Genomic DNA, 24,316 nt, shown 5'->3' with positions numbered 1-24,316 from the left:
TGCTGAGCCAGCCAAAGTGCTACCTGATAGCTGTTTTCCTGTGGGTATATCAAGTCAACTGCTGCTCCTTGCCGAGGGCAGATAAGTCTTCCCCGCTGGTTGAGTTCACATGCTGCATGCTGATCAAGGGGGGGGGGGCTATGCCGGGTGAGGGATTGGCCAGAATAGTTTTACGCAGCACCGCCCCGCAAAACCCGTAGGTGAGTGACGCAGGTCCGAACATGTGTACCAGCGGGTCGAGAATATGGGTTGCTAGTTCACGGTAGGCCAGCCAGCTGTCATTTTGCTCGGGTAAGTTGGGGCATTGAATACGCTGCCAAGTTTCACCACAGTGAAACAGCATCTCGAAGGTAAAGTGGCGGCTACATGAGCGGTAGATATCCATTGCTCATTTACTCTTTCCATGGCGAAAAGGTCAATGCAGGGCTTCCATTCGCTTAAGGAATGGTAAGCGCTGTTTTTGTATGGTCTGCCTAGTACTCAAGGCTGACGCAGAGATACCGTAACAAAAGATGACACATTCGAGAATTTGGGATGTGCAGAAACACCCAAGCCAAAAACGACCAAGGGGTTGGCACCATGACGATGCCAACCCCTTGTTTTATATGGTGCTCCCGACTGGAGTCGAACCAGTGGCCTGTCCCTTAGGAGCCAAGGTCGGCAGTGTTTCAGAAGGTTTTATAAGGTTGATGAAATGATTATAATGTATTGTTTTTAATGTTTATTTTTCTCGTGGTGGGTTTCAGCTAGTTTCATGAAGTCTCACCCTATATCATGTTTGCTGTGGTACCCCAAGTGGTACCCCAAACAGGGGGGAGAGAATGCTATGGCAAGAAAACCGGTAACTCAGGATCGAGAGATCCCCTCATTGATTTTGCAAGGGGAGGCCTCGATTACCCGCTATGCGGTGAAATCTCCTCATGGCGGTGGATTAGCCATTGAAGTTAGGGCTGGGAAGAGCAAGCGATTTGTCTATCGTTATCGGATTGCTGGTACTCAGGCGACAGTTGTTCTGGGTAATTACCCGGCGCTGTCATTGGCGCGAGCCAGGCTTGAGCATGCAGAACTGGCTGCCTTGGTAAAGAAAGGGATTGATCCACGCAAGCATGTTGCTAGTGAAAAGGCTAAAAATGAAACCGCCCTGACGATGGATGAGTTGCTTGGACGATGGCTCGATGCACAGCGTATTGCTCAGGTCGTCAAACCCAAAACCCTCCAATGTCATCAGGATCGTTGGAATCGTCATCTCAAGAAGACCCTCGGCAATATTCGTTTAATCGATCTGACTCGTGCACACTTGGCACAAGCATTAGAGATAACCCGACGAGCAACAAAAGACGAAACCCGTAAGGGGTTGGGAACGCTGAACCAGATGTTGGATTATGCGGTGGTTCACTGCCTGATCGAGGCCAACCCTGCGAGACTGTTGCGACCCAAGGATTTTGGTGCCAGTGCCGGTTCGCCAAGAGAGAGATGGCTGACAGTCCCCGAATTGCGCAGGTTATGGAAGGCGATTGACGAGGATCTTGGAAGTGGTGGTAGCTTAGCGGCTGGAGGGCGTGGTGTTTCTCGCCATGCCACTATTTCTCTGCCCGCAGCGAATGCGATCAAGCTATTGATATTGACCGGATGTCGTAGAGGCGAAGTCGCTAATATGCGTTTTTCACATATTAGAGATGATGTTTGGACGATCCCTGATACCAAGAATGGGAGGCCACATTCGGTATTCTTATCTCGACAGGCGAAAGCGTTGATTGATGAACAGGCACTATATGTAAACGGTGATTTCGTTTTTGAATCAGATAGACCTAAAAACGACGTAATCGAGCCAATTTTAGTTGACTCGATAACCAGATCTTTAAGGCGTTTTATTTCTCGTTCATTATCTGATATGGAACCATTTACCATACATGATTTACGACGTAGTGCTGCAACCAATTGGGCTGAGAGATTAGATGTAGAAGAGAGGGTGATCGAATTATGTTTGAATCATCTCCCACTCAATAAGTTGGTTAGAACCTATCATCGGTCGCGACATGACGATAAGAAAAAAATGCTATGGCAACGCTGGGGGGAGTTGGTTGAACTCGAAGTAGCAAATGAGCCACAAAAAACTAACCATCATGGAAATGTTATTGAGTTTGTAAGAAATGCAAAATAAAAGAAGGCGGACTAGTGTCCGCCTTCTTTTATTTTATCATATTCTTCTCGAATCAGTCTTGTGACTACCTCATTTTTTCTTCTATCTGTGTTTTCACATACAAAGTCTAGTTTTTTAATAATATCTTCGGATAGAACAATACTTACCGCCTTTTTACCATTGTTTTTATCACGATATGCCTTTTGTGACCAAGCTGATTTCATTTTTGCTAGCAATAGCTCTCTTCTATCTTCAGAGTCGTTGAGTAAGTCGAAGGTTGTTATTATTCCATTTAGGTGATTTTTTGGATGCCCATTTTCGACAAACCATATCGGATTGCTACCTTTGTAAAGGTAGTTCCAAGCCCACTCTTTATTGTTTGAGTCTGCCCATTGGACAACATCACGTATCTTACTTACAAATATCCACTTTTCTTTTAAAGTATTAAGTATGGTGTTTTTTATGTTTGGTTCATTGTTCAATAAATCAAAAAAACAAATGATAGATGCTTTCTTTGCTTTACTATCTTTTGGCAGTAGTCGGATTTTATTTATCTCAAAGAGATAGTTGTTAGTTAAGTTCAGACTTACTCCAGTATTGAAAATATCCGCTTTATCTATATGAAGATTATAGTATGATGTTGATGGTTTTAAAATTCTAACGTAAGACCAAATATAATCGCATAACCTTTCATTTTCTGTATCAATCCAGTCAAAGTTACTTAGTTTCATGCATTCAAAATCGATATAATCAATCAACGTAACCTTGTCAATGTTTTGTCCGGCACTGAAAACTTTATATGCCGCGCGGTTTAATATAGCGGTGGCGTTTTTTTGAATTTCTTTTAAAAAGGTATTTTCATCATAAATATGATTGAAGTCTACATTAGGAATTATTTTTGATAGATAGTTTACTTGTCTATTTGTAAGGCCAATTGAATTGATTGTTTGAGGCATTTTAGTGTTCACCCTTTTCAATTACTTAGTAATTTATTGTGCAATTAATGTGTTTTTGTTATGTATTTATGACCTTTTATGGAGTGATTTTCAACTTTATTATGTCATATTTCTGAGCCGGATCACTTAAGTTAGATGCTCTATCTATGCTGGATTTATGTTGTTTAAGGCTCAATGCTACATAAAGTGCTTATGGCTTTGTGCTGCTGTCATTGTGTCTACCTAGAACAAGGTTGCATCACTCATCCACTTGGCCTTGTAACAGTAATGAAGGGGTTGAGCTGTTATCTAGATATCCATTTTGAATAATAAAGCGTTACTCTTGTGTATGACCATAAATGTCAAATGCAGTACAAGTAATGCTTTTATGTATGTTGCAGGACTTATAGTGCGGTGTGTCCTGTAGTTGTTTTTGCTGGTGCTCTGATGAGGCATGTTTTTTACATGTGGGCATTCTCCTATGTACGACAAAGGAGCTCATCATGAAACTACTAAAATTGAAAGTTGTCATGGCAATGACATCACTCTCTAAGGCATCAGTTTATCGTCAGATGAATGACGGTAAATTTCCAGCATCAGTCAAGACCGGCCCAAGATCTGTTGCTTGGGTTAGTTCTGAAATAGAGTCGTGGATTGAAGAGAAAATAAATCTTCGCTAGGGCTAATTTCTGACGAACAATTGAAATATATTGGCACTTTGCTCAGGCTACAAGTCTTGTCCTATCAGGGATTAGAGTTATTTAGCTGGTTTGACATTTAATGCTTTGATGTCGGCAATAGTAATATATAAATAAAGAGTGTAAATAAGGAGAAAAAATAAACACTAAATAAAATTGCATACACACTATGTATATCGGTAGTGCAGATATGTGGATGTCATAACCATCAGCATACCGAAATCCATAACCATCATATCGCTAAGTTGATAGCACCGTTTCAAACCTTCAATGAAAGTGTGCTAGTGCACACTCGCAAACAGCTACCTTAATTCTAACACCGGCATACATTCTCAGAATGTAGCCCTTCTTCTATCTATGGAGTTTAATATGTTTAACACTCTTAATGAATATCGAGTGGCGGCTGAACGCCACTACCAAAATAGTGGGTATACTTTCGATAAGGATAACCTAAGTAAAATTGTTACTGTGATGAATCATGCTTTTGCTCAATACTCTAGGGTCTTTGCTTTTAGAGTTGACCTTCGCTTCCCTGATAATTTGTTTACTAGGATGCTATCAGAAGGTAGTTCACGTTATCATGGTGATGTGCTGAAAGCATTCTTTGCGGAACTTGAAAAACTATTTGTTCTAGATCAGATATGCCAAGCTACAAATGGGAAAAGAGTTCGCAAAACAGCAATCAGATATGTTTGGGCGAGGGAGCAAACAGCAGAGGCTGTCGTTCCTCACTATCACTTGATGTTTTTCTTAAATGGGGATGCCTATTGCTCCCTAGGGAAATTTAAGTCTGAGAATATGAACCTGGCAAACAAGCTTAGAGTGGCTTGGCATCGAGCCGTCTTTGAAGCGGATTTATCAATTGATTTTTGCAGGAGGCGAGGGTTGGTTCAACTGTCAGAGGAGGGACAGCACGAAGTTTTCTCAGATGATCCTGTGGCTATAAAAAAAGTGCTGCTCCATGCAGCATACCTTGCCAAAAAGGAATCCAAGCGCCGTGGGCAGGGATATCAGTGTTTTGGGGGGAGTAACCTTTGAAGGCTTATTGGTGTTGATAAAAGACTTTTACTGCAGCTTTAGATGGCATCTGATCCGGGAGTTTTTGCTCCCGGATCTGTTAAGCTAACCCTCATTTGTTATCGCATCAGTTGGAGTAACCCATGGCAGCCTATTCCCCTCCCTTCACCCTGACCCACGCCATGCTGAGTCGAGTGGCGGACATCGCAGAGTTGGTGGGGCAGTGGCGGTTTGCTCAGAGTTCTCAGGTGCCGATGCTGCGTCGAGAGAATCGGATCCGCACCATCCAAGCCTCCTTGGCTATAGAGCACAATACCCTGAGTGTCGAGCAGGTGACGGCAGTGATTGAGGGGAAGACGGTGCTTGGGCTTCCACGGGAAATCCAAGAGGTCCGTAATGCGTTTGCGGCCTATGAAGCAATGCCTGATTGGGATCCTGCTTCAGCGGAAGATTTACTTGGTGCTCATGGACTCCTGATGCGTGGACTCTGTGATGATGCGGGTCACTGGCGTAGCGGTGGTGTAGGTATCTATCGAGGCGAGCAGTTAGTGCATATGGCACCCCCTGCGAACCAGGTCCCTCGTCTGATGGGACAGCTATTGACGTGGCTGGCAGAGACCGAAGCTCATCCGCTGATCGCTTCCTGTGCCTTGCATTACGAGCTGGAGTTTATTCATCCCTTTGCTGATGGTAATGGTCGGATGGGGCGTCTGTGGCAGACTGTGGTGTTAAGCCGCTGGCAGCCTGTAATGGCCTTCTTACCCGTGGAGACGGTCATTAAGGCACGGCAAGATCACTACTATCAGCAGCTAAGTCAGGCTGATAGTCGCAGTGATTGTACCGAGTTCATCCTTTTTTTACTGGAAGCACTGCGCGATGCGCTGGCCCAAGCGATTGCGATTCAACCTGCAGCAGTATCACCTCATCAGGAGAAAATGCGGGTAGAAATGAAGGTTGAAACGCAGGTAGAAAAGCGGTTCAAAACCCCCCTGGCCATCTTGGCGGAACTGGCGGCTGAGCCGACCATAACGCTCAAGCAAGTCGCAGAGCGGATTGGCAAATCGACCAGTACAGTGGAGAGAGCTGTTGCCGTGCTGGTCAAAGAGGGGCGATTACGCTTTGTTGGGCCGCGTAAGAGCGGACGTTGGGAGGTATTGGATCCTGACACGTCAACCATCTAGCCCCGCAACTAACAGACTCAGGACTAGCTCGCCACCGGCAGGTCTTCCCTGCCTGCCGATGGTATATGGACGCCATCATACTGTTTTTGAGCCTAGGCGCAGGTCTTTAACTGGCAAGTTACCCCTTTGGATTTCTTTAAAAACTATCCACTTACTGAAGTGGGGAGCAAGGGCCAGAACTACATCTGGTGATCGTATCTGGCCATCTTCAACATCCCATAAACGAAGTCTAACTTTTCTTCAGTCGGTTCATCGTCTCGCAGCCAGCGTACTTTGAGACCTAGGTACTGCGCCCATTCAATACCCTTTTTGAAGCATTGCCGCTTGTCGTTTTTGGCAGCTACTTCAACGTACTGATTTACTAGGTCATATTGATTCTTACCAGCCCGATACTTGGCGTGGTCAAAGGCAATCTGATAGTAGCCCATGGCTGTTTTGAAGTTATCTTTACGGTAGTGGTATACAGCACGTAACCAAGGTTCCATCCAACAAAGATGCTCATCTAGCCCGTAAGTTTTTACCTGCTCTGCATATTCGTCTATCTGGTCCCATTGGGTGTCTGCATCTCGTTTGAGTGAGAACCCTAGCATCGCCATTTTGACGAAACCTTCAGGCGGATTAAAAGACATTTTCCGCTTGGAGGTGTCCATGCAAACGCATAAGGCAAAGCGACCATATTTACTGGTTAGTGCTGCAATTACATCCTCACGCATCGGCTGATCCGGTTGCTCATCGTGGAGACGTTGCAGCGTATCAGCCACCATCATTACTTTCCTGTTGAAGAAATTCCAGTAATCGCCACAGGCATCTATCCAGATCGCCAACGCTGATTCAGGCGACTCTTGCCGCTGAATGATGGGCTGAATCTCAGCCTTGAATTCATTCACATCATCAGCAATCCACAAGGCGTATTCTCGGAATTGAGTACAGACATCTTTCAAGTAGGAAACATCGTATGCTCGGACGATTTCCTTCGTTACATAGCTCGTGACCCGTGCAAACACCAAGGCAGTCAGGATACTTGTCTGTACTGGCTTAGGGATCTCTTGACCGTTCTCAGCCATGTTGAGGAATGAATCTTCAAAGTTTTTAATCAGTGCCGGCAGAGCTGGGAGCGTAGCGCCCTGGATCCAGTTGATCGCGTTATCAAGATTATGCTGACGCGCAGCACTGTCACTTTTTGCATTTTTTCCCGGGTAATGGAATTGTGTCTGAGAGGTGGCGCAAAGTTGGTAAGCCCAGCGCATCACCTTCTCTAACGGTAGCGTCAACGTGCCGTCATCAGTTACCGATGGTAGGAACCAAAATTCGTCTTTCGGCGTATCGAGTTCAAAATCAGAAATTTTGTAATAAAGCAGATTCTGGTTCAGCGACACTACGAGCAGAGGAACGGCCTTGACCGAAATGAAGTAACGGAGAGTCTCCGCTTTATCTAGATACGTGCCCTCGCTGCGTACCAACTTGTTATACGCATCGTGAAGATCAGCTAACGTGTCGCCAATAGCACTCATGATTCGGGTGTTGGGTAGATAGCCGGTGAGGATAAAGCTAAGCGATTGAATGGCTCGGTCGAAGTTCGCTTCAAGATGCCCCTCCTCTTTGGCTAGCCTTCCCAGCTGCTTCTGAATAGCCTTTTTGGTTTTTTCATCAAAATCATGATAGGGATCTTCTTTCCGGGGAAGAACACCTAATGCATCGTAAGCTAGTTTGACCAGCTCTCCTTGCGTGGCGAAGCAAACTTTTGTCTTCATATCGAATCCTTGTTTTCCCAGTTTAAAGCCTTGGGGCGTATCCTAGCGCTGGTTCGGGTTCAATTGTTTGCCACGGTTGCCGTGAACATGGGCATTAGTCGGGTTGGTTCCAGAAGAGCCACGATTGTTGTTTAGCGCATTAGCTCTATCGTTTTGCTGTGGGCGTTGCTGATTGCTTGAAGTGGGCTGTTTTGACATATCAGTCTCCTAATGAGTTGGTAAGGCAGTTGAATCTTATCCACTCGACCTAGACGAGTATCTAGGATTTTTGGAGACGTACTTTTTTTGTCAAAGATGATCAACCATAACGCGTTACACTAGTTTCTTGTGAGCAGACCTTCCCTTACCTCGCCACCGGCAGGTCCTCCCAGCGGGTGGTGTAACAGGGGCTCAAGTGCTCTTGTCGCATCATCCACTCGGCTGACCCCGTGCCTTGACTGGCAAAGCCTACGCGCCCCAATCCCTTGGCTTTGATCTGATCCATCACAGCCATCAACGCATCCGATTGAGCGGATGACGGGGCAAACAGATCGGCCTGTTGCTGCCCCTTTGGGGTGAACTCACTCAGCATGACACCCCCCTTCTGATAGCGGTAACCGTCGCGCCAAATCTGCGGTAGCAGCACGTTCACTTGCTGCAGCAACAACCGGGTATCATCGCTAGGGCAGACCAGTCGGACACCAGCCTGCTCACTGTAGTAAGGCGCTCGTTCGTCAAAGGGGTTGGTTCGCACGAACAGGTGCACCCGCTGGCAACACATCCCCTCGGCCCGCAGCTTCTCGGCAGCGCGAGCCATAAAGCCTGACAACGCTTGGGCCATTTCTCCGCGGTCAGTCACGCGCTCTCCAAAGGAACGGCTCGAGAGGATCTGCTGCTTCGCCAGCGGTTCAACGGTCAGCTCCGCGCAAGGCAGACCACGCAGCTCCTGTACGATCCGCTCGACCACCACGCCGTATTGGGCGCGCAACCCTTTGGCATCACTGGCCACCAAGTCAGCCACGGTGTTGATGCCTTGTGCCACCAACTTGGCTCCCAAGCGCCGCCCTATGCCCCATACCTCATCCACTGGGGTGATGGCCATCAGCCGGGCTCGGCGCAGCTCGTCACGCAAGTCCACGACGCCGCCAGTGGCAGGCCACTTCTTGGCGGCATAGTTGGCCAGCTTGGCGAGGGTCTTGGTGGGGCCGATCCCAACCCCTACCGTTAGGCCGGTCCACTGCCACACTCGCTGCCGGATCTGTTGCCCATAGGCTGTGAGGTCCCCTGCAAACGACTCCGACAGTGACAGGAATGCTTCATCGATGGAGTAGACCTCCAGCTCGGGGGCCATGGTCTCTAACGTGCTCATCACCCGGCCAGACATATCGCCATAGAGTGCGTAGTTGGAGCTGAACCCCACACCGCCATGCGCTTCGAACTGCTCGCGGATCTTGAAGTAGGGCCCGGCCATCTTGATGCCCATCGCCTTGGCCTCGGGGCTGCGCGACACCACGCACCCATCGTTGTTGGAGAGCACCACGATCGGGCGGCCACGCAGCTCAGGGCGAAACAGCCGCTCACAGCTGGCGTAGAAGTTGTTTACATCAACGAGTGCTATGGCCATCACGCTGCCTCAGATTGCCAATCACATGGGTGACCACCCCGAACAGCTCCAGGGAGAGGCTCATGCAAGGGTCGATAGGCGCAAACGCCGGATTGGCTGGCAACAACCGCAGACTCGGCTTGAGCTGCAAGATCTTGACCGTGAAGCCGCCGTCGAGCAGTGCAATCACCACATCACCATGGCGCGGGGTCAGGCTCTTATCGACCACCAGCAAGTCACCAGGAAAGATGCCGACCCCGGTCATGCTCTCCCCCTCGGCACGCAGATAGAAGGTTGCTGCAGGGTGCGACACGCAGTGGGTGTTTAGGTCCAACTTGCCTTCCAGATAGTCGCTGGCTGGGCTGGGAAAGCCGCAAGAGGCACGGTGCAAGAACAGCGGGATGGTCACCTCGGCGGGTGATGGGTCTGGGGTTAACAGCTTCATGGTAACAATGCCTGTGTTTATATACAGGCATTATAGCGCGCCACCTTTGAACCAGCGCAAGTCCCGCATGCCACTGGTGGCGTACCATGGCGCCAACAAATAACAAAGAGTTCAGTATGAGTCACAATCTGTGTGCCCTACCGAAAGAGCAGCAAGAACGGGTCGAGGTCGAGAAGGCCGCCGCATATGCCGTATGGAAGGAGCGCAACGGTCACTTGGCCAGCGCAGAAAGCGAAGCAAGCCAACATAAGGGTGAACTGGGGAGCTACTTTCTTAAGCAAGTAAGTAGGTACAAACGGGGCTAGCTTTCCTGTAGTCATGTTCTTATTCTGGTGACATCCTAAGTCCCTTAACTCTCACGCAAATCCGGGCTTCGGAGCTTGCTATTTTGCATGGCATAGTCACTGGCAATGATAGCCTGCTGTCCTTCGCTGAGGGATATGTAATCGACATCGACCCGCAGTTGGCCGTGAGCAGCTTGTACCAGACTTCGGACAATCCTAGGGTCGATATGGCGGTTGATTACATTTCAGATTCAAACGCTAGTTTGATCTGCGTCACCATATCTCATCACAGAGTCTGCTTTTACTTGACCCATCGGTCTTGTTAATGACAATTTGCTTTTGAATATCAATATCCTCGTTCGAAACACTCCCCTTTTGGAATTCTATATTGGGAAAACTCAATCCGCTCTTGCGTCTCGCTGCTATCTCTGGCGCTGAGACTGCGCTCAGATTCCACATTCTTCGGGGGGATGACTTGAACGCTCAAGATCGCAAAGGTTCAACCCCCTTGATTCTTGCTACGACCCGGAATAACAAGGGTGCTGTTAGGTTGCTGCTTGATGCAGGGGCAAATCCAATGCTCTTCGATTCTAAAGGGATGGATGCACTGGCTTATGCTAGGCGAGCCAACTGCTCGGAACTCGTTGAGATGTTGGTGGAGGCGTTACACAGAGCCACTTCTAGTCCTTTTGGATCTGATGTCGTTGTTGCCACATACCAAAAGCATATCTCCGAGAATGTCGGGAATTTATCTGACGACAAGTCATTGGAGAAAGATGACTCTTTGGCTGATGTGATGGAACCAAGCCGTCCCGAGTTCTCTCAAACCGATACAACAATGTTGCAGATTTCAGAAAATGGTCTTCTTTCTCTTGATGACGCCCCCTTGGATGTTGATTTTGACGATGGCTGGGTAGTTGAGCCAACGGTAGTAACTCCTGTGGGTGATGATTTTGTCAAACTAGTGGCTAAAAACATTCACGCAGCAATAGGTCAACACAAGGCACGGGACCTTGATGACGATTGGGATGATGTAGATCTCTACTTACCAGAAAGAACAGCTCTTGTGGAACAAGTTGGCGTCGATGATGCTTTGATGACCACCCTTCTTTCAGCAATGCGTGAGGGCTGTATTTCTGGAGATGTGCTTGTGGAACTCTGCTCAAATGCTGATGGGACTCGCAATGAAGAGTTTGAAAGGCATATTAATATTGCACTGGGTGACCTTGGTGTGGTTGTCGATGAGCAGAATGAAGTTTGTATCAATGATATTTCTCTTGATAATGCCTCTTTTGAGGAAAGAGTTCATTTGGATAATACGGTTGAGTTTATTCGAGGACTTGCCTCGGGACTCAATGAGCCATCCAGACTCTACTTTAAGGATATTGGGGGTAGGCTTCTTAATGCAGAAGAAGAGATCGTTTTAAGTCGTGAGATGGAAGAGGCTTGGGATGATGCGTTATCAGCCCTAGCTCAATGGCCAAAAGGAATGTCAGCTCTATTTTCGTTCGCTGAAAAAGTGGCTCTTGGTGAAATAGATGCCAAATTGTTCAGCGAAGAACCTGAGTTGCTATTAGAGCTAGAAGCTGAGGAAGAGTTTGTTCCTTCGGTAGATATTGACTATGAAAATTATCATGTTGAGGAAAATGAAGAGAAGGAAGATGCTTATTTTTCTGTGGGGTTTGTTTCTGCTATAGCAATAGTTCGCAGTGCTATTGGTGACTTCCAACGCACCAAAGAGGCACTAGCCTCTGTAAAATTGACTAATGTACTTCTATTTGAGCTAGCCGAAATAGCCCAAAATGAGCCTATTGCTAAAGGTTTTATCGATGCAGTTGAACGACACTCTCTAGCTCGGGAACGCATGATTCAATGCAACCTAAGATTGGCGCTATCTATTGCCAAGAAGCATACATGGTCCGGTCTTCCATTGGACGATCTTATTCAAGAGGCAAACATAGGCCTCATCAAGGCAGTGGAACGATTCGATTGGCGTAAAGGCTTTCGCTTCTCAACTTACGCCTCTTGGTGGATTCGTCAGAATGTCACTCGCGCTATAGCCGATAAAACGAGGCTCGTCAGAGCTCCAGTTCATATTCAACAGACAGCTTGGCAAATCATACGGGAGCGTAAAGAGCTTGAGCTGCGATTAGGGCGAGCCGAGCGTGATATAGAAACGTCTCGGCGACTCGGTATGCCACTTTCCAAAACGTGGCTTCTTTTATCGATGTTCGATGACGTTGAGTCTCTCGATGAGATTGATATGAATAGATGTCAGTCAAGACTCTGCACCCTAAAGGATGGGTATATCCCATCACCAATGAAATATGTTGAAAACAGCTCCCTGTGTTCGACTCTATATGAAATGTTAGATTACCTAGATGATAGATCGCGATTAGTCATTATATATCGCTTTGGCTTGAAGGGCGCTGATGAGATGACTTTAGAGGAGGTAGGCAAGATTTTTGGGGTTACTCGTGAACGTATTCGTCAGATTGAATTTCAGGCCTTGCAAAAGCTATCTAGCGAGCACAAGAAGGCGATTTTGTTCCCTTTTACGCGGGAGGATCATCCCGAATGATGCAAAGAGTTAGATACGCCCCCCCAAAAGCTGGTGCGATGTTAGAGGCTCTCAGAGGGCTAGGATATTCGACAGCTGCAGCTCTAGCAGACGTTGTTGACAATGCTATATCCGCTTGTGCTACTGAGGTTCGTCTGCAATTTGATTGGAATGGTGCCGAAAGCCGAATATCGATACTGGACAACGGGACTGGTATGACTGACTCCGAGCTTGAGGCAGCTATGACCCTTGGGACAATCAATCCCTTGGATGAGCGGTCTTTGACGGATCTTGGTCGCTTCGGTATGGGTCTGAAGACCGCTTCATTCTCTCAGTGCCGTAGACTTACGGTAGCCTCTAGGCGCGAAGGTGAGGAGCTGGTGTGCCTGCGTTGGGATCTGGATGTCATAGCAGCAGACCCCGAGGGGGGTTGGCGTATGTTCGAGGGACCAGCTCCCGGTTCTGAGAAGTTTATTGAGCCGTTGATGGGTCTGAACTCGGGGACGATCGTCCTTTGGGAGATTATGGATCGAGTGATCACTTCTGGTTCAGACTTAGAGCACTTTGCTGACTTAGTTGATGATGTTGAATCTCGCTTGGCCATGATTTTCCATCGTCTCCTCGAAGGGCCACAACCGGATTTCACCCTTTTCATCAATAGTAAGCTAGTGTCCCCATGGGACCCATTCATGATCGGCCATCCAGCTAAAGCAATGGAATCTCCTGTGGAACGTAGGATGACCTCGTCGGGTGTCATACGGGTTCAGTGTCATGTGCTTCCGCATAAGGACAGACTTTCGGATACGGAGTTTATTAGTGCTGGGGGGCCTGAAGGATGGACATCCCAGCAGGGCTTTTATGTCTATCGTAACAAGCGGCTTCTTTTGGCTGGTAGCTGGTTGGGTTTGGGGAGAGGAAGGGTATGGAACAGGGAGGAATCGCACCGTCTCGCAAGAATCCGGGTTGATATACCGAATACTGCTGATGCGGACTGGAAGATCGACGTCAAGAAGTCTACTGCTCGACCACCTGTTTTTGTCCGCAATTGGTTGGTTGGGCTTGCAGAGCATACAAGAGAAAGAGCTCGTAAAGTATTTGCCTTTCGTGGTTCCCCGATGCCAGGAGGAGGGGGAATACCGATTGAGCAGGCTTGGCGAGTCGAACATCTGAAGAACGGTGTTCGCTATCGTATCGACGAGGCACATCCTGCCGTAGCAGCAGTCATAGAGGCTTGTGGAGACCGTAAGGAACTTATCAGAGCTATGCTCCGGGTAGTTGAGGAGACAGTCCCTGTACAGCGGATCTGGCTTGATACAGCCGAGAATAAGGACACTCCTAGAACATGCTTTGATGGAGAGCCTAATGATGTTGTTGTGGAGGTCGCTAAAGTCCTTTTCAACGACTTGATTGAGCGCAAAGGGTTGAGTGTCGAGGAGGCCCATAAGTCGATGCTCAGAACGGAACCTTTTCAGAAATACCCGTCCCTGATCGCAAATTTACGGAGAGAAGTATGAATCTGACGGAAGATGCTGGTTTGCAAGTCGAGCTACTGGAAAATGTCATCGCCACTGCTCAGCGGTTAGTAAAAGCTGAGAAAGACCAATCCAAAATTACTCCAGCGTTTATTGCCGGAAAGGTCAACCTTGCAACGATGATGTTCGCCGGGGACTCTCCTCAGTTGGTGGACCAAAAGCAAGCTGTTGCCATATTGATTCAGCGCTTCAGTCACCGAATAGGTAAATCGACTACGTTGAAGAGCGATATAGATCATGTCGACTGGCTCTCTGCTGCTCGCAAACGTGATTGGCAATACTGGCGTCGATACAGTGACTATTTGGAGTCCAAACTATCTGACGTAGTAGTGGAGGGGCTCAACGAAGCTACTGATGATATTCTGAGCCTTCTTGAAGATCCAGAAAGATCGGACCCATGGGATCGAAGAGGGCTTGTTGTCGGACATGTGCAGTCTGGCAAGACGAGTAATTACTCTGGATTAATTTGTAAGGCTGCTGATGCGGGTTACAAGATTATTATCGTCTTAGCAGGTATGCACAATAATTTGCGCTCTCAAACCCAAATGAGATTAGAGGAAGGATTTCTCGGTTACGAAACGACAGTTGATCGAGATCCTGGTATGCCGATAGGTGTTGCTGAATTTGGCGAAGACTTAAAGACCAACTCCGCAACGACGCGAGCTGAGAACGGCGACTTCAGTAAAACAATTGCGAAGCACTTCCACGGGATATCCCCCGAGGAGAGACCATGGCTTTTCGTCGTTAAAAAACAGAAAACAGTTCTGACTGCATTGCTGAATTGGATACAGACAAGAGTGGCTGACAGTACTGATTCAATTGATGGTCGAAAGTTGGTTACTAAGCTTCCGCTTTTGATGATTGATGATGAGGCTGATAACGCATCAGTGGATACTGGAGAACAGATATTCAAGGATGATGGTTTGCCGGATGAGGAACATCAACCTAAGACCATTAACAGCCTTATTCGACAAATCCTTCATACTTTCACTAGAAAGGCTTATGTAGGCTACACCGCGACACCTTTTGCAAATATATTCATTCATCACAAGGGTGCAACTGCAAAAGAAGGACCTGACCTATTCCCCCGCTCTTTTATCATCAATCTTGCAGCTCCATCGAATTACGTTGGTCCAGCAAGGATGTTTGGGAAGATGGAGAAGGATGGTCGCACGAAGGCACTACCTCTTGCTAGGGACATTGTTGACCATTATGACATTCAATCTGACTCGGGTTGGATGCCGCCTAAGCACAAAAAGACTCATGTTCCCATCTACGAAGGTGGGGAGGAGATTCCGCCATCTCTGCGAGAAGCAATCTATGTGTTTGTTTTAGCATGTGCCGCCCGACAATTGCGAGGTCAAGGAAATCAACATAGTTCTATGTTGATTCACGTCACCCGATTTGTTGATGTCCAGAGGCATGTACGGGAACAGGTTGAGAAAACTGTGCGTCGCATGCGACAGAGGATCACCCGAGGGATGGAGGCTGATGACATATTGGGTCAGCTACACAGACTTTGGGAAAATGATTTCCTCCCCACCCGCGATGAAGTGGCTGAGTTATCACCAAAGGAGGAATGTCCATCAGAAATGCCAACTTGGCAAGATCTTCTCGCCGTCCTCCCTGAGGTGTTGGAGGATATAGAGGTTCGTTCTATTAATGGAACAGCCAAGGATGCGCTAGATTATGCGACGCCAGGTGCGGCTTTGAAAGTTATAGCCGTAGGGGGGGACAAGCTTGCCCGTGGGCTAACTCTAGAAGGGCTCTGTGTGAGCTACTTCGTCCGTACCACTAAAATGTACGACACACTCATGCAGATGGGGCGTTGGTTTGGTTATCGTCCGGGCTATCTGGATTTGTGCCGGCTATATACATCTCCCGATTTGGTCCGGTGGTTTGGGCACATTGCTGATGCTTCAGAGGAGCTTCGTGATGAGTTTGATTTCATGGCTGAGGCTAAGCTTACCCCCGAGCAATATGGTCTAAAAGTTATGTCGCATGAGGTTATGACGGTAACCTCTCCCTTGAAAATGAGAAATGCGCAGACTCTTTCTCTAAGCTACAGTGGAACGCGTCCTCAGACGATCCTCTTCCATCGCGACGCTAAGATTCAGCAGCAGAATCTAGATGCTACGGACGCCCTTGTCTTGTCGCTTGGGGAGGCTTGCAAGGAGTCGCCGAAATATGAGCGAGAAGGTGAGCCAAACTCTTGGCCCGGTGCCCGTCTCTGGAAGAACGTTGACGTTTCCAACATTACGGCCTTTCTTGGTGACTACACTACCCATCCCAATGCCACTAGTGCCAAGGCCGCAGTGCTATCTGAATTTATCTCGAAAATGGTTGAAATCGGAGAGCTGACCAAATGGAGTGTTGCTCTCCTCGGTGGAGGAGAGGGGGCTGGGGATGAGCATATATTCCCGGGTGGGCAGTCGTCGAAAAATTATTTCATTCGTAAAACGGATGATCCGGAAGATCCCAGATTGCAGGACCCGAGAAATTTCGCTATCGGTGTGCTTACCGATCCGAAAGATGAGAGTATCGATCTTGATGATGATGTTTGGCAAAAAGCGCTGAATTTGACTCGTGCGGCTTGGAAGCCTGACCCAGCTAGGGGGCGTGAAAAGCAGCCAAGTTTCCCTAGTGGTAAAGGTATTCGTGAGATTCGTGGAAAACTGGGAAATGAGACTAATCGGGGCTTGCTCTTGCTTTATCCGCTTTCTCCTTATGTTTACAAGGACAAAAAGCAGAAGGATGTAATTGTTCCGGGATGGACCAAACCAATCATGGCATTCGCCATTGCTTTCCCTGCCAGCGATAGGGCAATCAAAGTCGAGTATGAAGTCAACCTACTTTATTGGATGCAAGAATATGGCCCGTCCGAGTGAGGAATTTAATCTGGCATGGTTGTCTCTATCGTGCGATAGCGAGTCTTTAGGCTGGCAGGCTATATCGCTACCATCTGCAGGTCCAGTTGGAGTTCAGGCTGGACGGTGCTCGCCGAATAATACTGAGGCCGTCCTTTTCACTTTCCCTACTGCGAAGTTAGCTCGCACTGAGCGGTTGCCTGAGGGGAAAGGTTTTTTGGTCGAGAAAGCGGGGGCTACAGAACAGGGTGGGATCATATTGGCGCTCACTAGGCAAGGTGAGGGTGACCTTGGACTATTTGTCTCAATGGTGTGTGATGTCGTCGGGGCAGTCGACGAAGCCGCCGCTGATCGCGTTTCGGAGTCTAGTCTTTTAAGACTTCTGATAAGACGTGTGCTCGCTTGGCAGCAATTTATGTCTCGACATTCTGGACATCTCAGCCCTGAAGCGGAGCTGGGTTTGGTGGGGGAACTTTGTATTATTACGGCCCTTCTTGATGCGTGTGTGCCACCAATGGAAGTCCTAAAGGGATGGGTTGGACCCAATGATGCACCTCAGGACTTCCTTCTAGGTGATGGGGCTATCGAGGTGAAGGCGACCATGTCTGCGTCCGGGTTCCCGGTGAAAATAGGCTCTTTGGAGCAGTTGGACGATGCGGTAGCATCACCGCTGTTCCTTGCTGCTGTTAGGTTTGCCAACCTAGAGAGTGGACTGACTTTGCCTGAGATGATTGCTCAGATAGAGCAACGTCTGAAAGAAGAGCCAATAGCGATAAGTATTCTTTATGAGCAACTTATGTGTGCGGGATTCACTGAAGCACACGGAAATGAATACACTCGCAGATTCAAATTGAAAGATAGACTGTTCTTTTCCGTATCTGAAGGTTTTCCACGTATGACCTCAGGCTCTGTTCCATTTGGGGTTACGCATGCTTTGTATGAAATAAATTTGGAGCATGTCGGGGATTTTCTCATTGACCTTGATGTGGCCATTAAAAAACTAGGAGTAGCCGGATGACCCTTGATGAGTTTTTGTCTGAGACAAGGACTGAAATCGCAGCTCAGATAAGTGAAGGCGCTGCTTTTACGGAGCTAGTCTTCTGTGAGGTTGTGATGCAACACCTCATGGATGCAGGGATGACTTCTGAGCCTGTTATCTGTCATTTTAAAGGAAAGGTTGGTAATGCAAATCTAAGGCTGAGCGGTTACGCAATTTCAGATGATGCAGATCAACTTGACTTGTTCGTCAGTCTTTATGAAGGGTTCGAGGTTCCAACTCCTATTCAGGAACAAGACACCAAGACGGCTGCTCAACAGTGTGTCCGCTTTCTTGATCTTTGTGCCACAGGGCGTCTTCTTAGCAAGCTAGACCCAACAAGTGATGCCTATTCATTAGCTTTAACTATCAGCGAGAAATACAACAGCCTGGAACAAGTTCGTGTATTCGTTCTCACTGATGGAATTGCCAAATCTAAGAGTTTCAAGTCTCGTGAAGTCGGTGGAAAGACAGTCCGGCTAGAAGTTATGGATATTGAAAGGCTCTTTCGACATCGTTCTGAAGGTAAGCCGCGTGATGAACTTGTAATTGACTTTAATGAGGTATCTGGCTCACCACTTCCCTGTGTCTATGTCCCAGGGCAAACCGGTGATTACGATTATGCATTGACAGCTATTCCTGGAGAAGCGTTGCGTTTTGTTTACGAAAAGTTCGGCCCTAGACTTCTTGAAGCTAATGTACGCTCATTTTTAAGTGTTAAGTCTAAAGGCGTGAACCAAGGTATACAGAGTACTTTGCGTGCAGCACCCGAGCGGTTTATGGCTTTCAACAATGGCATTGTCCTTGTAGCTGACGAGATGCAGCTAGACCGTGCCAAAGATGGTTCTCCAGGAATTGTGTGGTTGCGAGGGATGCAAATAGTAAATGGAGGGCAGACTACAGCTTCTATTTACTTTGCGAGTAAGAAGTTTCCAGATACTGACCTGAGCAAAGTCAGAGTTCCAGCCAAAATAATTATAATTAAGGAGAGTGATCCAACAAAAGAGGAATCACTTGTTTCCGATATTTCTCGATATGCTAATTCACAGAATGCAGTACGGCAATCTGACCTGTCAGCGAATAAACCCTTCCATGTGGATGTGGAGAGACAGTCATTAACCGTCTACTGTCCTGATGGTGAAGGTCGCTGGTTCTATGAACGAGCTGCTGGGAGTTACAATACACTTCTCGCCCGCGAGGGAGCAACTCCCGCTCGCCTTCGGGACCTGAAAGCAGCAGTGCCAACATCGCGTAAGATAACCAAGACGGAGTTGGCTAAATATATTATGGCTTGGGATGTTAGGCCAGATATAGTCAGTCTAGGAACGCAGAAGTGTTTTGATCGATTTATGGCTGTTCTTGGTGAAGCCGAAGTGGCTGGAAAGCCTATTTTACCCGATACAATATATTTTAAAGCATTGGTTGCTAAAGCGATTATCTTCAAGCTGGTGCACAAAACGGCTCGTCCTCTTGTTTCTGCTTTCCTTGCTAACGTAGCTGCTTACACTGTTGCAGTTGTTGCCGATCACTATGGGGATTCTTTTGATCTAGAGAGGGTTTGGCTTCGGCAGGGAGTGTCAGGGCAATTTATTGAGCAAGTCGAAGTTTGGGCTCGTGAGGTTAATGAACGTCTCCATGAAACAGCCAACGGAAAGATGATCTCTGAGTGGGCGAAGAGGCCTGAATGTCGAGAGGCTATGTTTTCTCGTCCATTCTCTAAGCCAATAGTTGAAATACCAGAGTTACGTCGTTATGAATATTTATAGTCACATAGTTCAATCAAAATAATCGTATTGATTTCTATACTAGGGCTTGGTAAAGCCAAGCCCTAGTATGATGACTTTTTATATTTTTCTGGCACAGGTAAGACATCAGCTTTAATCAATATAAGATTGTTGCATAATGTCTAACACCAAACGAGCAATTTTGTTTGCCAATAGGGGAGGAACTGCGTTGCCCACTTGATGATATTGCTGAGTGCGCCCACCTTGGAAAAAATAATTATCAGGAAATGTTTGTAAGCGAGCAGCCTCTCTTACTGTGAGGCTGCGACACTGTGTCGGATCAGGATGAATGAAGTAATGCCCATCTTTAGATATATGACTTGTAATTGTTGTAGAAGGGGCATCAGAAAGTTGAACTCGGAACCGATCCGAAAAATGCCCACTTTCCCAATTCTTGTGCGCAGGAGCTAAGGAGTCAAGACAAAATTCTTTGTGCCCCTTTGGCGATCTTCCTTCTATTTTAGCAAAACATGCAGCAAATCCGTATCGAATCAAATCATCAATTCTATGACCTCTGGTTTCGTGGTTCAGCCAAACTTTCAGTCGGTCATCATTGAACCATTTGTCAAGTTCACTAATACCAGTAGTACCTTCATTTTTCTCTCTTGGATATTGGAGAGAGCCTGTATCAACGTTTTGAAGAAAATCAGCTGTTTTACGAATATTATCTATCAGCTCTGTAGTGAGTTTGGATTCTTTAATTGCATTGTTTGCAAGCTGTTTTAATCCTTCTCGGATTTTTTGTTCCCATGCAGTAGCAGAGTCATCTTCTCGACTTAATTTACTGCGTAATGGGGGTAGATTACCGATAGCATTATTAACTGTAATCCGATTCTCTTTGTTTAGCTTAGGTAAATTATGGCTAAAACGATCGTCTCTGATACCGAGTAGAATTACTCTATGACGAGCCTGGGGTATTCCATAGTCTTCGGAACGAATAATGAAATTAGCTGCATTTATTTTTTGTGGGTCATCACCATCCATGAATGTTTCATCATTGACAAGAGATACGATATTATATCGTAAGCCATTATCTTTTTTATCCAATGCCATGCTAGGGTTTGCAAGATCTCTGAGGATTTGATGAAAAATCAAACCACCATTTATTTTTGATGAAAGAATACCCTTCACGTTCTCCATGACAAAAATATCTGGTTTATTGTTTTTTATGATTCTTAAATACTCCAAGTATAGGAAGTGCCTAGAATCATCTTCGGGTATATAGTTAGAGTTACCTTTATTCCTCGAACGCCCAGCAAGAGAATATGCTTGACATGGAGGTCCGCCAATTAGAACCCATGGTAAATCTTTATTTCCTAATGCAGCTGTAATTGCTGAATCAAGGGCTGCATTCCCCTTATCACTACCGATAGCAATACACATCGCTTCATGATTTGCTCGTTCCCAATACTCATGGGTTCTCTCAGTGAAAGGATGAGGTGATTTCCCATTGCAAAACTGATAGTAATCTGATAGACCATCAGGAAAGTTGCTTTTGAGTAATCGGTAGTAGGCCCTGAGTCTTAGAGTCTGGTGGGCAACAGGATCCTTCTCTGCAGAGACCATAATCTGGAAGGAAGAACCTTCATTAAGTGAAGAGAAACCTTCGCCTAGGCCTCCTGGACCAGCAAATAAATCGATAATTGGGATCGGTGATAAAACGGTGTTCATGGTCTAATACTGTGTTTTTGATCAGCTAACAAAGATACCAGGAAGATGCGCGAACGGGAAGCCAAAGCGTGGCTCTTGTCGATAAAAAGCCTTGCGTAAGGCTCATGGAAGGGTCCCGTAACATCGGATGTATGCCGGAAAAGGTTGTTCAGTCGGTTCTGTATGATGCATGACGTCGGTGCCATGGCCTTATGAAGGCTTTCTTGGGACAACATGGCTATGACTCGCTTACTACCAAGTGTTAAGTTATCCATCTGAGCTAAGCTGGTAAGTATTCGCCCAGCTTGATGTATATAGGGGGCTTTACATCGTTGCTTTCGCCATGTTTTCGCACGATTAATTGGGCAGATTGATAGCAACTTGGAATTTATTGTAATGGTTATGTGTTGACAATATGTTTGCAAATTTCATCTGTATGAAAAATTATGTTGTTTTTTCAAAAGAGATTTTTAGGATGTTGATGGAATAGTTTTTAACGTCTGTTAACCCCCCTGAAAATAACACTGTTTCATGGCGGTCTTCGTTTTTATAATAAAACGCAATAACTTCATAGCATTCTCTGTCCTCATTTTCAAAGATAACGGTCCCATTGTTTTCACTTCCATTTATTAACCATGTCTGGAATATCCAATCAGCAGATAAACCGATCATGGGAAAGTTTTGGTTTAGAATGTCAATTTTATTAGTGTTGCCCATTTTATATTCCTTTGATGTTGATTTATACTTTAATATATTTAATCCGTAATGAAGGCGAAAAAGGGTTATGCCCCCTATCGCATTTACAATGCCTACTGTAACAAATATTCATCGATAATTACCGTACTCTTTGCCTATTTTTGGAGTTCAGTCTGGCTGGCGATAGTCAACAGATCATCTTCGTTAATCAGCTCAGTTACGAGATAGGTGCCGGGGATCTCCCCGGCGATCAGTTTGTGATGCAACATGATTAGGCTCCACTCGCTATCGCCCCACCGCGTTGGACGCGGCAGGGTAGCTAGGTGTTGGTTAATGGGTTACTGAATGGGCTGTGACCGCAGGCTTGGTTGGCGGTGCTCAGTCCGCCAAGGTGTGCGGGGTGTGGTCGTGCAGCGGAATGTAGTAACTGGTGGCGAGCAAGGTGCCTAACTGGGTTAGCCTGCGGTGATCCGGGTGGTCGCACAGCCATTGCACTAGTGCGTCACCCCGTTCGTTTTCATAGCGCAGGTAGAGGGCGTAACCGGCAACCGGCTGGCTTTGGTCATACACAGCTTCAATCTGACCATCGTGCTCAAGATAACCCTCCAGCTCGATGGCGATCACGGCGTTAATCATCTTCGCTCTCCTTGTCGGCGATGGGGTAACTCTCCACGGCATAGCCGCGATGGATGCAGATGCGCTGCAGGTCAGCTAGGAAGCTTGCAAGCACGCGAGGCTGATCGGTGAGTGAGACGGGCCCTTCTTGGCAACGCCAGAAACAGCTGTGTTTAGGGTCGATACAGATCTCATCGACCGGCTGGCTCATAGTGCGCCCGTCATCGGCATTGCTGATGGTGAGCAGTTGCCAATGCACGCCAGACCAACGGACCTGCAGGGTGACTGTGCCGATGTGTGGACTATCCGGTGTCAGGTGCAGCAGCCATCGCTGACTACTGCGGGTGGGGGTTATCTTGGCGTTGGCGGCAACTTGTCCCAACCACTGACGTGAGTAGTGGGAGAGCGCTAATTCTTGGCTCATCGTGTCCTCCTAATCTCCTGCGACCGTGACGCTGAAACACTCCAACCGGCAGTAGGCAATGAAGTTGCTCTGCCAGATATCGAACAGCTCCCGCGCTTCGGCCAGTCGCAGTGGTCCCCAGCCCAACATGGTGTGCTCCCCATCGAGGAAGTTGAAATCGAGCTCTTTGCAGAGCTCGGCATCCAGCCCCAGCCCTTGATAACTGAAGTCGGTGACGTAATCGAACAGCCAGCCATCGAGCCCACGGATCAGCCGGATCTCGACTGGGTGCACGCCGCCTTGTTCGGCGCTGTAGCCGGGGTTACGAAAGTTGAAGGTCAGTTGGGTTAAGCGCTCAAGATTGAGCTCTGTTTTAGCGATTTCCTGGTTGAGCAGAACCAGCAATGCTTGGTCAACGGGCAGGGCAAAGTCGTCCCGGAAAAAGGGAATGGTCATGGTGTTTCCTCATTGAGTTCAAGCAGGGGGGAGCCCCCTGCTTTTGCTTTGAAGTGATGGGTCAGTCGTTTAACCAATCCCACAGCTTGCTGACGCCATAGGCTGCGACGGCGCCCACGGCAAGGGGGGCTAACAATGGGGCTGTGGCAATACCGGTCACCGATACTACCGTTGCAGCAGCGCCACTACCTCCAGCTGTTGTGGCTAGGGTGCTGGCAGCAAGTCCTGCCGTTGCACTGGTGGCTGCCTTGCCTAACGTGTGACGAGCCACTTCGGCAGCCACCACCGTTGCTACAGCGGTCTGCAGCAGCTTGGGAGGATTCTTAACCCCATCGATGCACCAGGTAACAAACCGCTCGCTATTGGCAAACGGTTGACCTTGCTCACCCTCACTGAGTCGGGCGTAAGCCCGTGTCAGGCTTTCCTCTCGACTGAACAGGCGTTGAGCATGGGGTTTGACCTCAATAGCGCAGTGCTGACTGAATTGAGTCAACGAGGTCAGCGCCAGTAGGCCTGAATGCTTTCCTGAAGCGGATGGTAGGCAGTGAATGACCTGGTCATGGCCAACAAAGATGCCATGATGGTGGCCTTCAGACTGTGGTGTTACCAAGTGATCGCCGATAATGAAATGTCGTGTCATGGAGTGATGATCCTCATCAATAGTTGGAAATGAAAAAGGGCGTC

At 47.5% G+C, this 24,316-nt stretch carries 21 protein-coding genes; 10 read left to right on the top strand and 11 right to left on the bottom strand.

The annotated features are described in order from the left end of the window. Positions 1–49: 49 nt before the first annotated feature. Positions 50–385 (bottom strand): hypothetical protein, encoded by a 336-nt coding sequence (locus GWQ27_RS01205; RefSeq protein ID WP_275906480.1) that lies wholly within the window; start codon positions 383–385, stop codon positions 50–52. Between the two features lie 441 nt (positions 386–826). Between GWQ27_RS01205 and GWQ27_RS01200 the strand changes: the two genes are divergently transcribed. Beyond that, positions 827–2,161: a site-specific integrase gene (locus GWQ27_RS01200; RefSeq protein WP_275906479.1), complete on the top strand. Its 1,335-nt coding sequence runs from the start codon at positions 827–829 to the stop codon at positions 2,159–2,161. 11 nt (positions 2,162–2,172) lie between these two features. On the opposite strand, the gene GWQ27_RS01195 is transcribed toward GWQ27_RS01200, so the two are convergent. Continuing rightward, positions 2,173–3,096, bottom strand: a complete 924-nt coding sequence (locus GWQ27_RS01195; RefSeq protein WP_275906478.1) for a hypothetical protein — start codon at positions 3,094–3,096, stop codon at positions 2,173–2,175. Between the two features lie 482 nt (positions 3,097–3,578). On the opposite strand from GWQ27_RS01195, the gene GWQ27_RS01190 reads away from it, so the two are divergent. The 3 genes from GWQ27_RS01190 to GWQ27_RS01180 all read left to right on the top strand — a co-directional run bounded on the left by GWQ27_RS01190 (position 3,579) and on the right by GWQ27_RS01180 (position 5,971). Further along, on the top strand, positions 3,579–3,755 hold the full coding sequence (locus tag GWQ27_RS01190) for an AlpA family transcriptional regulator (protein WP_275906477.1): 177 nt from the start codon (positions 3,579–3,581) through the stop codon (positions 3,753–3,755). 387 nt (positions 3,756–4,142) lie between these two features. Continuing rightward, positions 4,143–4,811 carry an inovirus-type Gp2 protein gene (locus tag GWQ27_RS01185; protein WP_275906476.1) on the top strand — a complete coding sequence of 223 codons (669 nt, stop codon included), beginning with the start codon at positions 4,143–4,145 and terminating at the stop codon, positions 4,809–4,811. Between the two features lie 122 nt (positions 4,812–4,933). Then, complete coding sequence (locus tag GWQ27_RS01180; protein WP_275906475.1) at positions 4,934–5,971, top strand: Fic family protein; 1,038 nt, start codon at positions 4,934–4,936, stop codon at positions 5,969–5,971. A 179-nt stretch (positions 5,972–6,150) separates the two neighbouring features. Here GWQ27_RS01180 and GWQ27_RS01175 read toward each other — a convergent pair whose 3' ends face one another. The 3 genes from GWQ27_RS01175 to umuD all read right to left on the bottom strand — a co-directional run bounded on the left by GWQ27_RS01175 (position 6,151) and on the right by umuD (position 9,749). Continuing rightward, complete coding sequence (locus tag GWQ27_RS01175) at positions 6,151–7,722, bottom strand: hypothetical protein (protein WP_139732913.1); 1,572 nt, start codon at positions 7,720–7,722, stop codon at positions 6,151–6,153. 343 nt (positions 7,723–8,065) lie between these two features. Then, complete coding sequence (gene umuC, locus GWQ27_RS01170) at positions 8,066–9,325, bottom strand: translesion error-prone DNA polymerase V subunit UmuC (protein WP_275906474.1); 1,260 nt, start codon at positions 9,323–9,325, stop codon at positions 8,066–8,068. Continuing rightward, positions 9,306–9,749 carry a translesion error-prone DNA polymerase V autoproteolytic subunit gene (gene umuD / locus GWQ27_RS01165; RefSeq protein ID WP_275906473.1) on the bottom strand — a complete coding sequence of 148 codons (444 nt, stop codon included), beginning with the start codon at positions 9,747–9,749 and terminating at the stop codon, positions 9,306–9,308. Before umuD ends, umuC begins: the two co-directional genes overlap by 20 nt. A gap of 86 nt (positions 9,750–9,835) precedes the next feature. Between umuD and GWQ27_RS01160 the strand changes: the two genes are divergently transcribed. The 6 genes from GWQ27_RS01160 to GWQ27_RS01135 all read left to right on the top strand — a co-directional run bounded on the left by GWQ27_RS01160 (position 9,836) and on the right by GWQ27_RS01135 (position 19,794). Continuing rightward, positions 9,836–10,054, top strand: coding sequence for a DUF3283 family protein (locus GWQ27_RS01160; protein ID WP_345893527.1), 219 nt, complete (start codon positions 9,836–9,838; stop codon positions 10,052–10,054). 367 nt (positions 10,055–10,421) lie between these two features. Continuing rightward, a complete protein-coding gene (locus tag GWQ27_RS01155; RefSeq protein WP_275906471.1) occupies positions 10,422–12,614 on the top strand; it encodes a sigma-70 family RNA polymerase sigma factor in 2,193 nt (730 codons plus the stop codon). After that, the gene (locus GWQ27_RS01150) at positions 12,611–14,107 is read left to right on the top strand and encodes an ATP-binding protein (RefSeq protein WP_345893526.1); all 1,497 of its coding nucleotides are present in this window, start codon (positions 12,611–12,613) and stop codon (positions 14,105–14,107) included. Before GWQ27_RS01155 ends, GWQ27_RS01150 begins: the two co-directional genes overlap by 4 nt. Next, the gene (locus tag GWQ27_RS01145; protein WP_275906470.1) at positions 14,104–17,013 is read left to right on the top strand and encodes a Z1 domain-containing protein; all 2,910 of its coding nucleotides are present in this window, start codon (positions 14,104–14,106) and stop codon (positions 17,011–17,013) included. Before GWQ27_RS01150 ends, GWQ27_RS01145 begins: the two co-directional genes overlap by 4 nt. Beyond that, the gene (locus tag GWQ27_RS01140; RefSeq protein WP_345893525.1) at positions 16,964–18,010 is read left to right on the top strand and encodes a PD-(D/E)XK motif protein; all 1,047 of its coding nucleotides are present in this window, start codon (positions 16,964–16,966) and stop codon (positions 18,008–18,010) included. The genes GWQ27_RS01145 and GWQ27_RS01140 overlap by 50 nt, the downstream gene beginning before the upstream one ends. Next, entirely contained in the window at positions 18,007–19,794 is a 1,788-nt protein-coding gene (locus tag GWQ27_RS01135; protein ID WP_275906469.1) for an AIPR family protein, read from the top strand. Before GWQ27_RS01140 ends, GWQ27_RS01135 begins: the two co-directional genes overlap by 4 nt. A 111-nt stretch (positions 19,795–19,905) precedes the next feature. On the opposite strand, the gene GWQ27_RS01130 is transcribed toward GWQ27_RS01135, so the two are convergent. The 6 genes from GWQ27_RS01130 to GWQ27_RS01105 all read right to left on the bottom strand — a co-directional run bounded on the left by GWQ27_RS01130 (position 19,906) and on the right by GWQ27_RS01105 (position 24,272). After that, the gene (locus tag GWQ27_RS01130; RefSeq protein WP_275906468.1) at positions 19,906–21,483 is read right to left on the bottom strand and encodes a DNA cytosine methyltransferase; all 1,578 of its coding nucleotides are present in this window, start codon (positions 21,481–21,483) and stop codon (positions 19,906–19,908) included. Positions 21,484–21,906: 423 nt separating this feature from the next. Further along, positions 21,907–22,179: a hypothetical protein gene (locus GWQ27_RS01125; RefSeq protein WP_275906467.1), complete on the bottom strand. Its 273-nt coding sequence runs from the start codon at positions 22,177–22,179 to the stop codon at positions 21,907–21,909. Between the two features lie 357 nt (positions 22,180–22,536). After that, positions 22,537–22,794: a hypothetical protein gene (locus GWQ27_RS01120; protein WP_275906466.1), complete on the bottom strand. Its 258-nt coding sequence runs from the start codon at positions 22,792–22,794 to the stop codon at positions 22,537–22,539. Further along, a complete protein-coding gene (locus GWQ27_RS01115) occupies positions 22,787–23,197 on the bottom strand; it encodes a hypothetical protein (RefSeq protein WP_275906465.1) in 411 nt (136 codons plus the stop codon). The genes GWQ27_RS01120 and GWQ27_RS01115 overlap by 8 nt, the downstream gene beginning before the upstream one ends. Positions 23,198–23,206: 9 nt before the next feature. Then, entirely contained in the window at positions 23,207–23,632 is a 426-nt protein-coding gene (locus GWQ27_RS01110; protein ID WP_275906464.1) for a DUF2787 domain-containing protein, read from the bottom strand. A gap of 61 nt (positions 23,633–23,693) precedes the next feature. After that, positions 23,694–24,272 carry a lecithin retinol acyltransferase family protein gene (locus tag GWQ27_RS01105; protein WP_275906463.1) on the bottom strand — a complete coding sequence of 193 codons (579 nt, stop codon included), beginning with the start codon at positions 24,270–24,272 and terminating at the stop codon, positions 23,694–23,696. Positions 24,273–24,316 lie beyond the last annotated feature (44 nt).

The sequence above is a fragment of the Aeromonas sp. 5HA1 genome (assembly GCF_029237245.1).
GTDB lineage: Bacteria > Pseudomonadota > Gammaproteobacteria > Enterobacterales > Aeromonadaceae > Aeromonas > Aeromonas salmonicida.
Note: the sequence above shows the minus strand (reverse complement) of the source record. Positions and strands in the feature narration are given on the sequence as shown.

Bases quoted from the DNA above. Each gene is read 5' to 3' on its own strand.
- GWQ27_RS01205 (WP_275906480.1), bottom strand. From the start codon at position 385: ATGGATATCTACCGCTCATGTAGCCGCCACTTTACCTTCGAGATGCTG.
- GWQ27_RS01200 (WP_275906479.1), top strand. From the start codon at position 827: ATGGCAAGAAAACCGGTAACTCAGGATCGAGAGATCCCCTCATTGATT.
- GWQ27_RS01195 (WP_275906478.1), bottom strand. From the start codon at position 3,096: ATGCCTCAAACAATCAATTCAATTGGCCTTACAAATAGACAAGTAAAC.
- GWQ27_RS01190 (WP_275906477.1), top strand. From the start codon at position 3,579: ATGAAACTACTAAAATTGAAAGTTGTCATGGCAATGACATCACTCTCT.
- GWQ27_RS01185 (WP_275906476.1), top strand. From the start codon at position 4,143: ATGTTTAACACTCTTAATGAATATCGAGTGGCGGCTGAACGCCACTAC.
- GWQ27_RS01180 (WP_275906475.1), top strand. From the start codon at position 4,934: ATGGCAGCCTATTCCCCTCCCTTCACCCTGACCCACGCCATGCTGAGT.
- GWQ27_RS01175 (WP_139732913.1), bottom strand. From the start codon at position 7,722: ATGAAGACAAAAGTTTGCTTCGCCACGCAAGGAGAGCTGGTCAAACTA.
- umuC (WP_275906474.1), bottom strand. From the start codon at position 9,325: ATGGCCATAGCACTCGTTGATGTAAACAACTTCTACGCCAGCTGTGAG.
- umuD (WP_275906473.1), bottom strand. From the start codon at position 9,749: ATGAAGCTGTTAACCCCAGACCCATCACCCGCCGAGGTGACCATCCCG.
- GWQ27_RS01160 (WP_345893527.1), top strand. From the start codon at position 9,836: ATGGCGCCAACAAATAACAAAGAGTTCAGTATGAGTCACAATCTGTGT.
- GWQ27_RS01150 (WP_345893526.1), top strand. From the start codon at position 12,611: ATGATGCAAAGAGTTAGATACGCCCCCCCAAAAGCTGGTGCGATGTTA.
- GWQ27_RS01145 (WP_275906470.1), top strand. From the start codon at position 14,104: ATGAATCTGACGGAAGATGCTGGTTTGCAAGTCGAGCTACTGGAAAAT.
- GWQ27_RS01140 (WP_345893525.1), top strand. From the start codon at position 16,964: ATGAAGTCAACCTACTTTATTGGATGCAAGAATATGGCCCGTCCGAGT.
- GWQ27_RS01135 (WP_275906469.1), top strand. From the start codon at position 18,007: ATGACCCTTGATGAGTTTTTGTCTGAGACAAGGACTGAAATCGCAGCT.
- GWQ27_RS01130 (WP_275906468.1), bottom strand. From the start codon at position 21,483: ATGAACACCGTTTTATCACCGATCCCAATTATCGATTTATTTGCTGGT.
- GWQ27_RS01125 (WP_275906467.1), bottom strand. From the start codon at position 22,179: ATGGGCAACACTAATAAAATTGACATTCTAAACCAAAACTTTCCCATG.
- GWQ27_RS01120 (WP_275906466.1), bottom strand. From the start codon at position 22,794: ATGATTAACGCCGTGATCGCCATCGAGCTGGAGGGTTATCTTGAGCAC.
- GWQ27_RS01115 (WP_275906465.1), bottom strand. From the start codon at position 23,197: ATGAGCCAAGAATTAGCGCTCTCCCACTACTCACGTCAGTGGTTGGGA.
- GWQ27_RS01110 (WP_275906464.1), bottom strand. From the start codon at position 23,632: ATGACCATTCCCTTTTTCCGGGACGACTTTGCCCTGCCCGTTGACCAA.
- GWQ27_RS01105 (WP_275906463.1), bottom strand. From the start codon at position 24,272: ATGACACGACATTTCATTATCGGCGATCACTTGGTAACACCACAGTCT.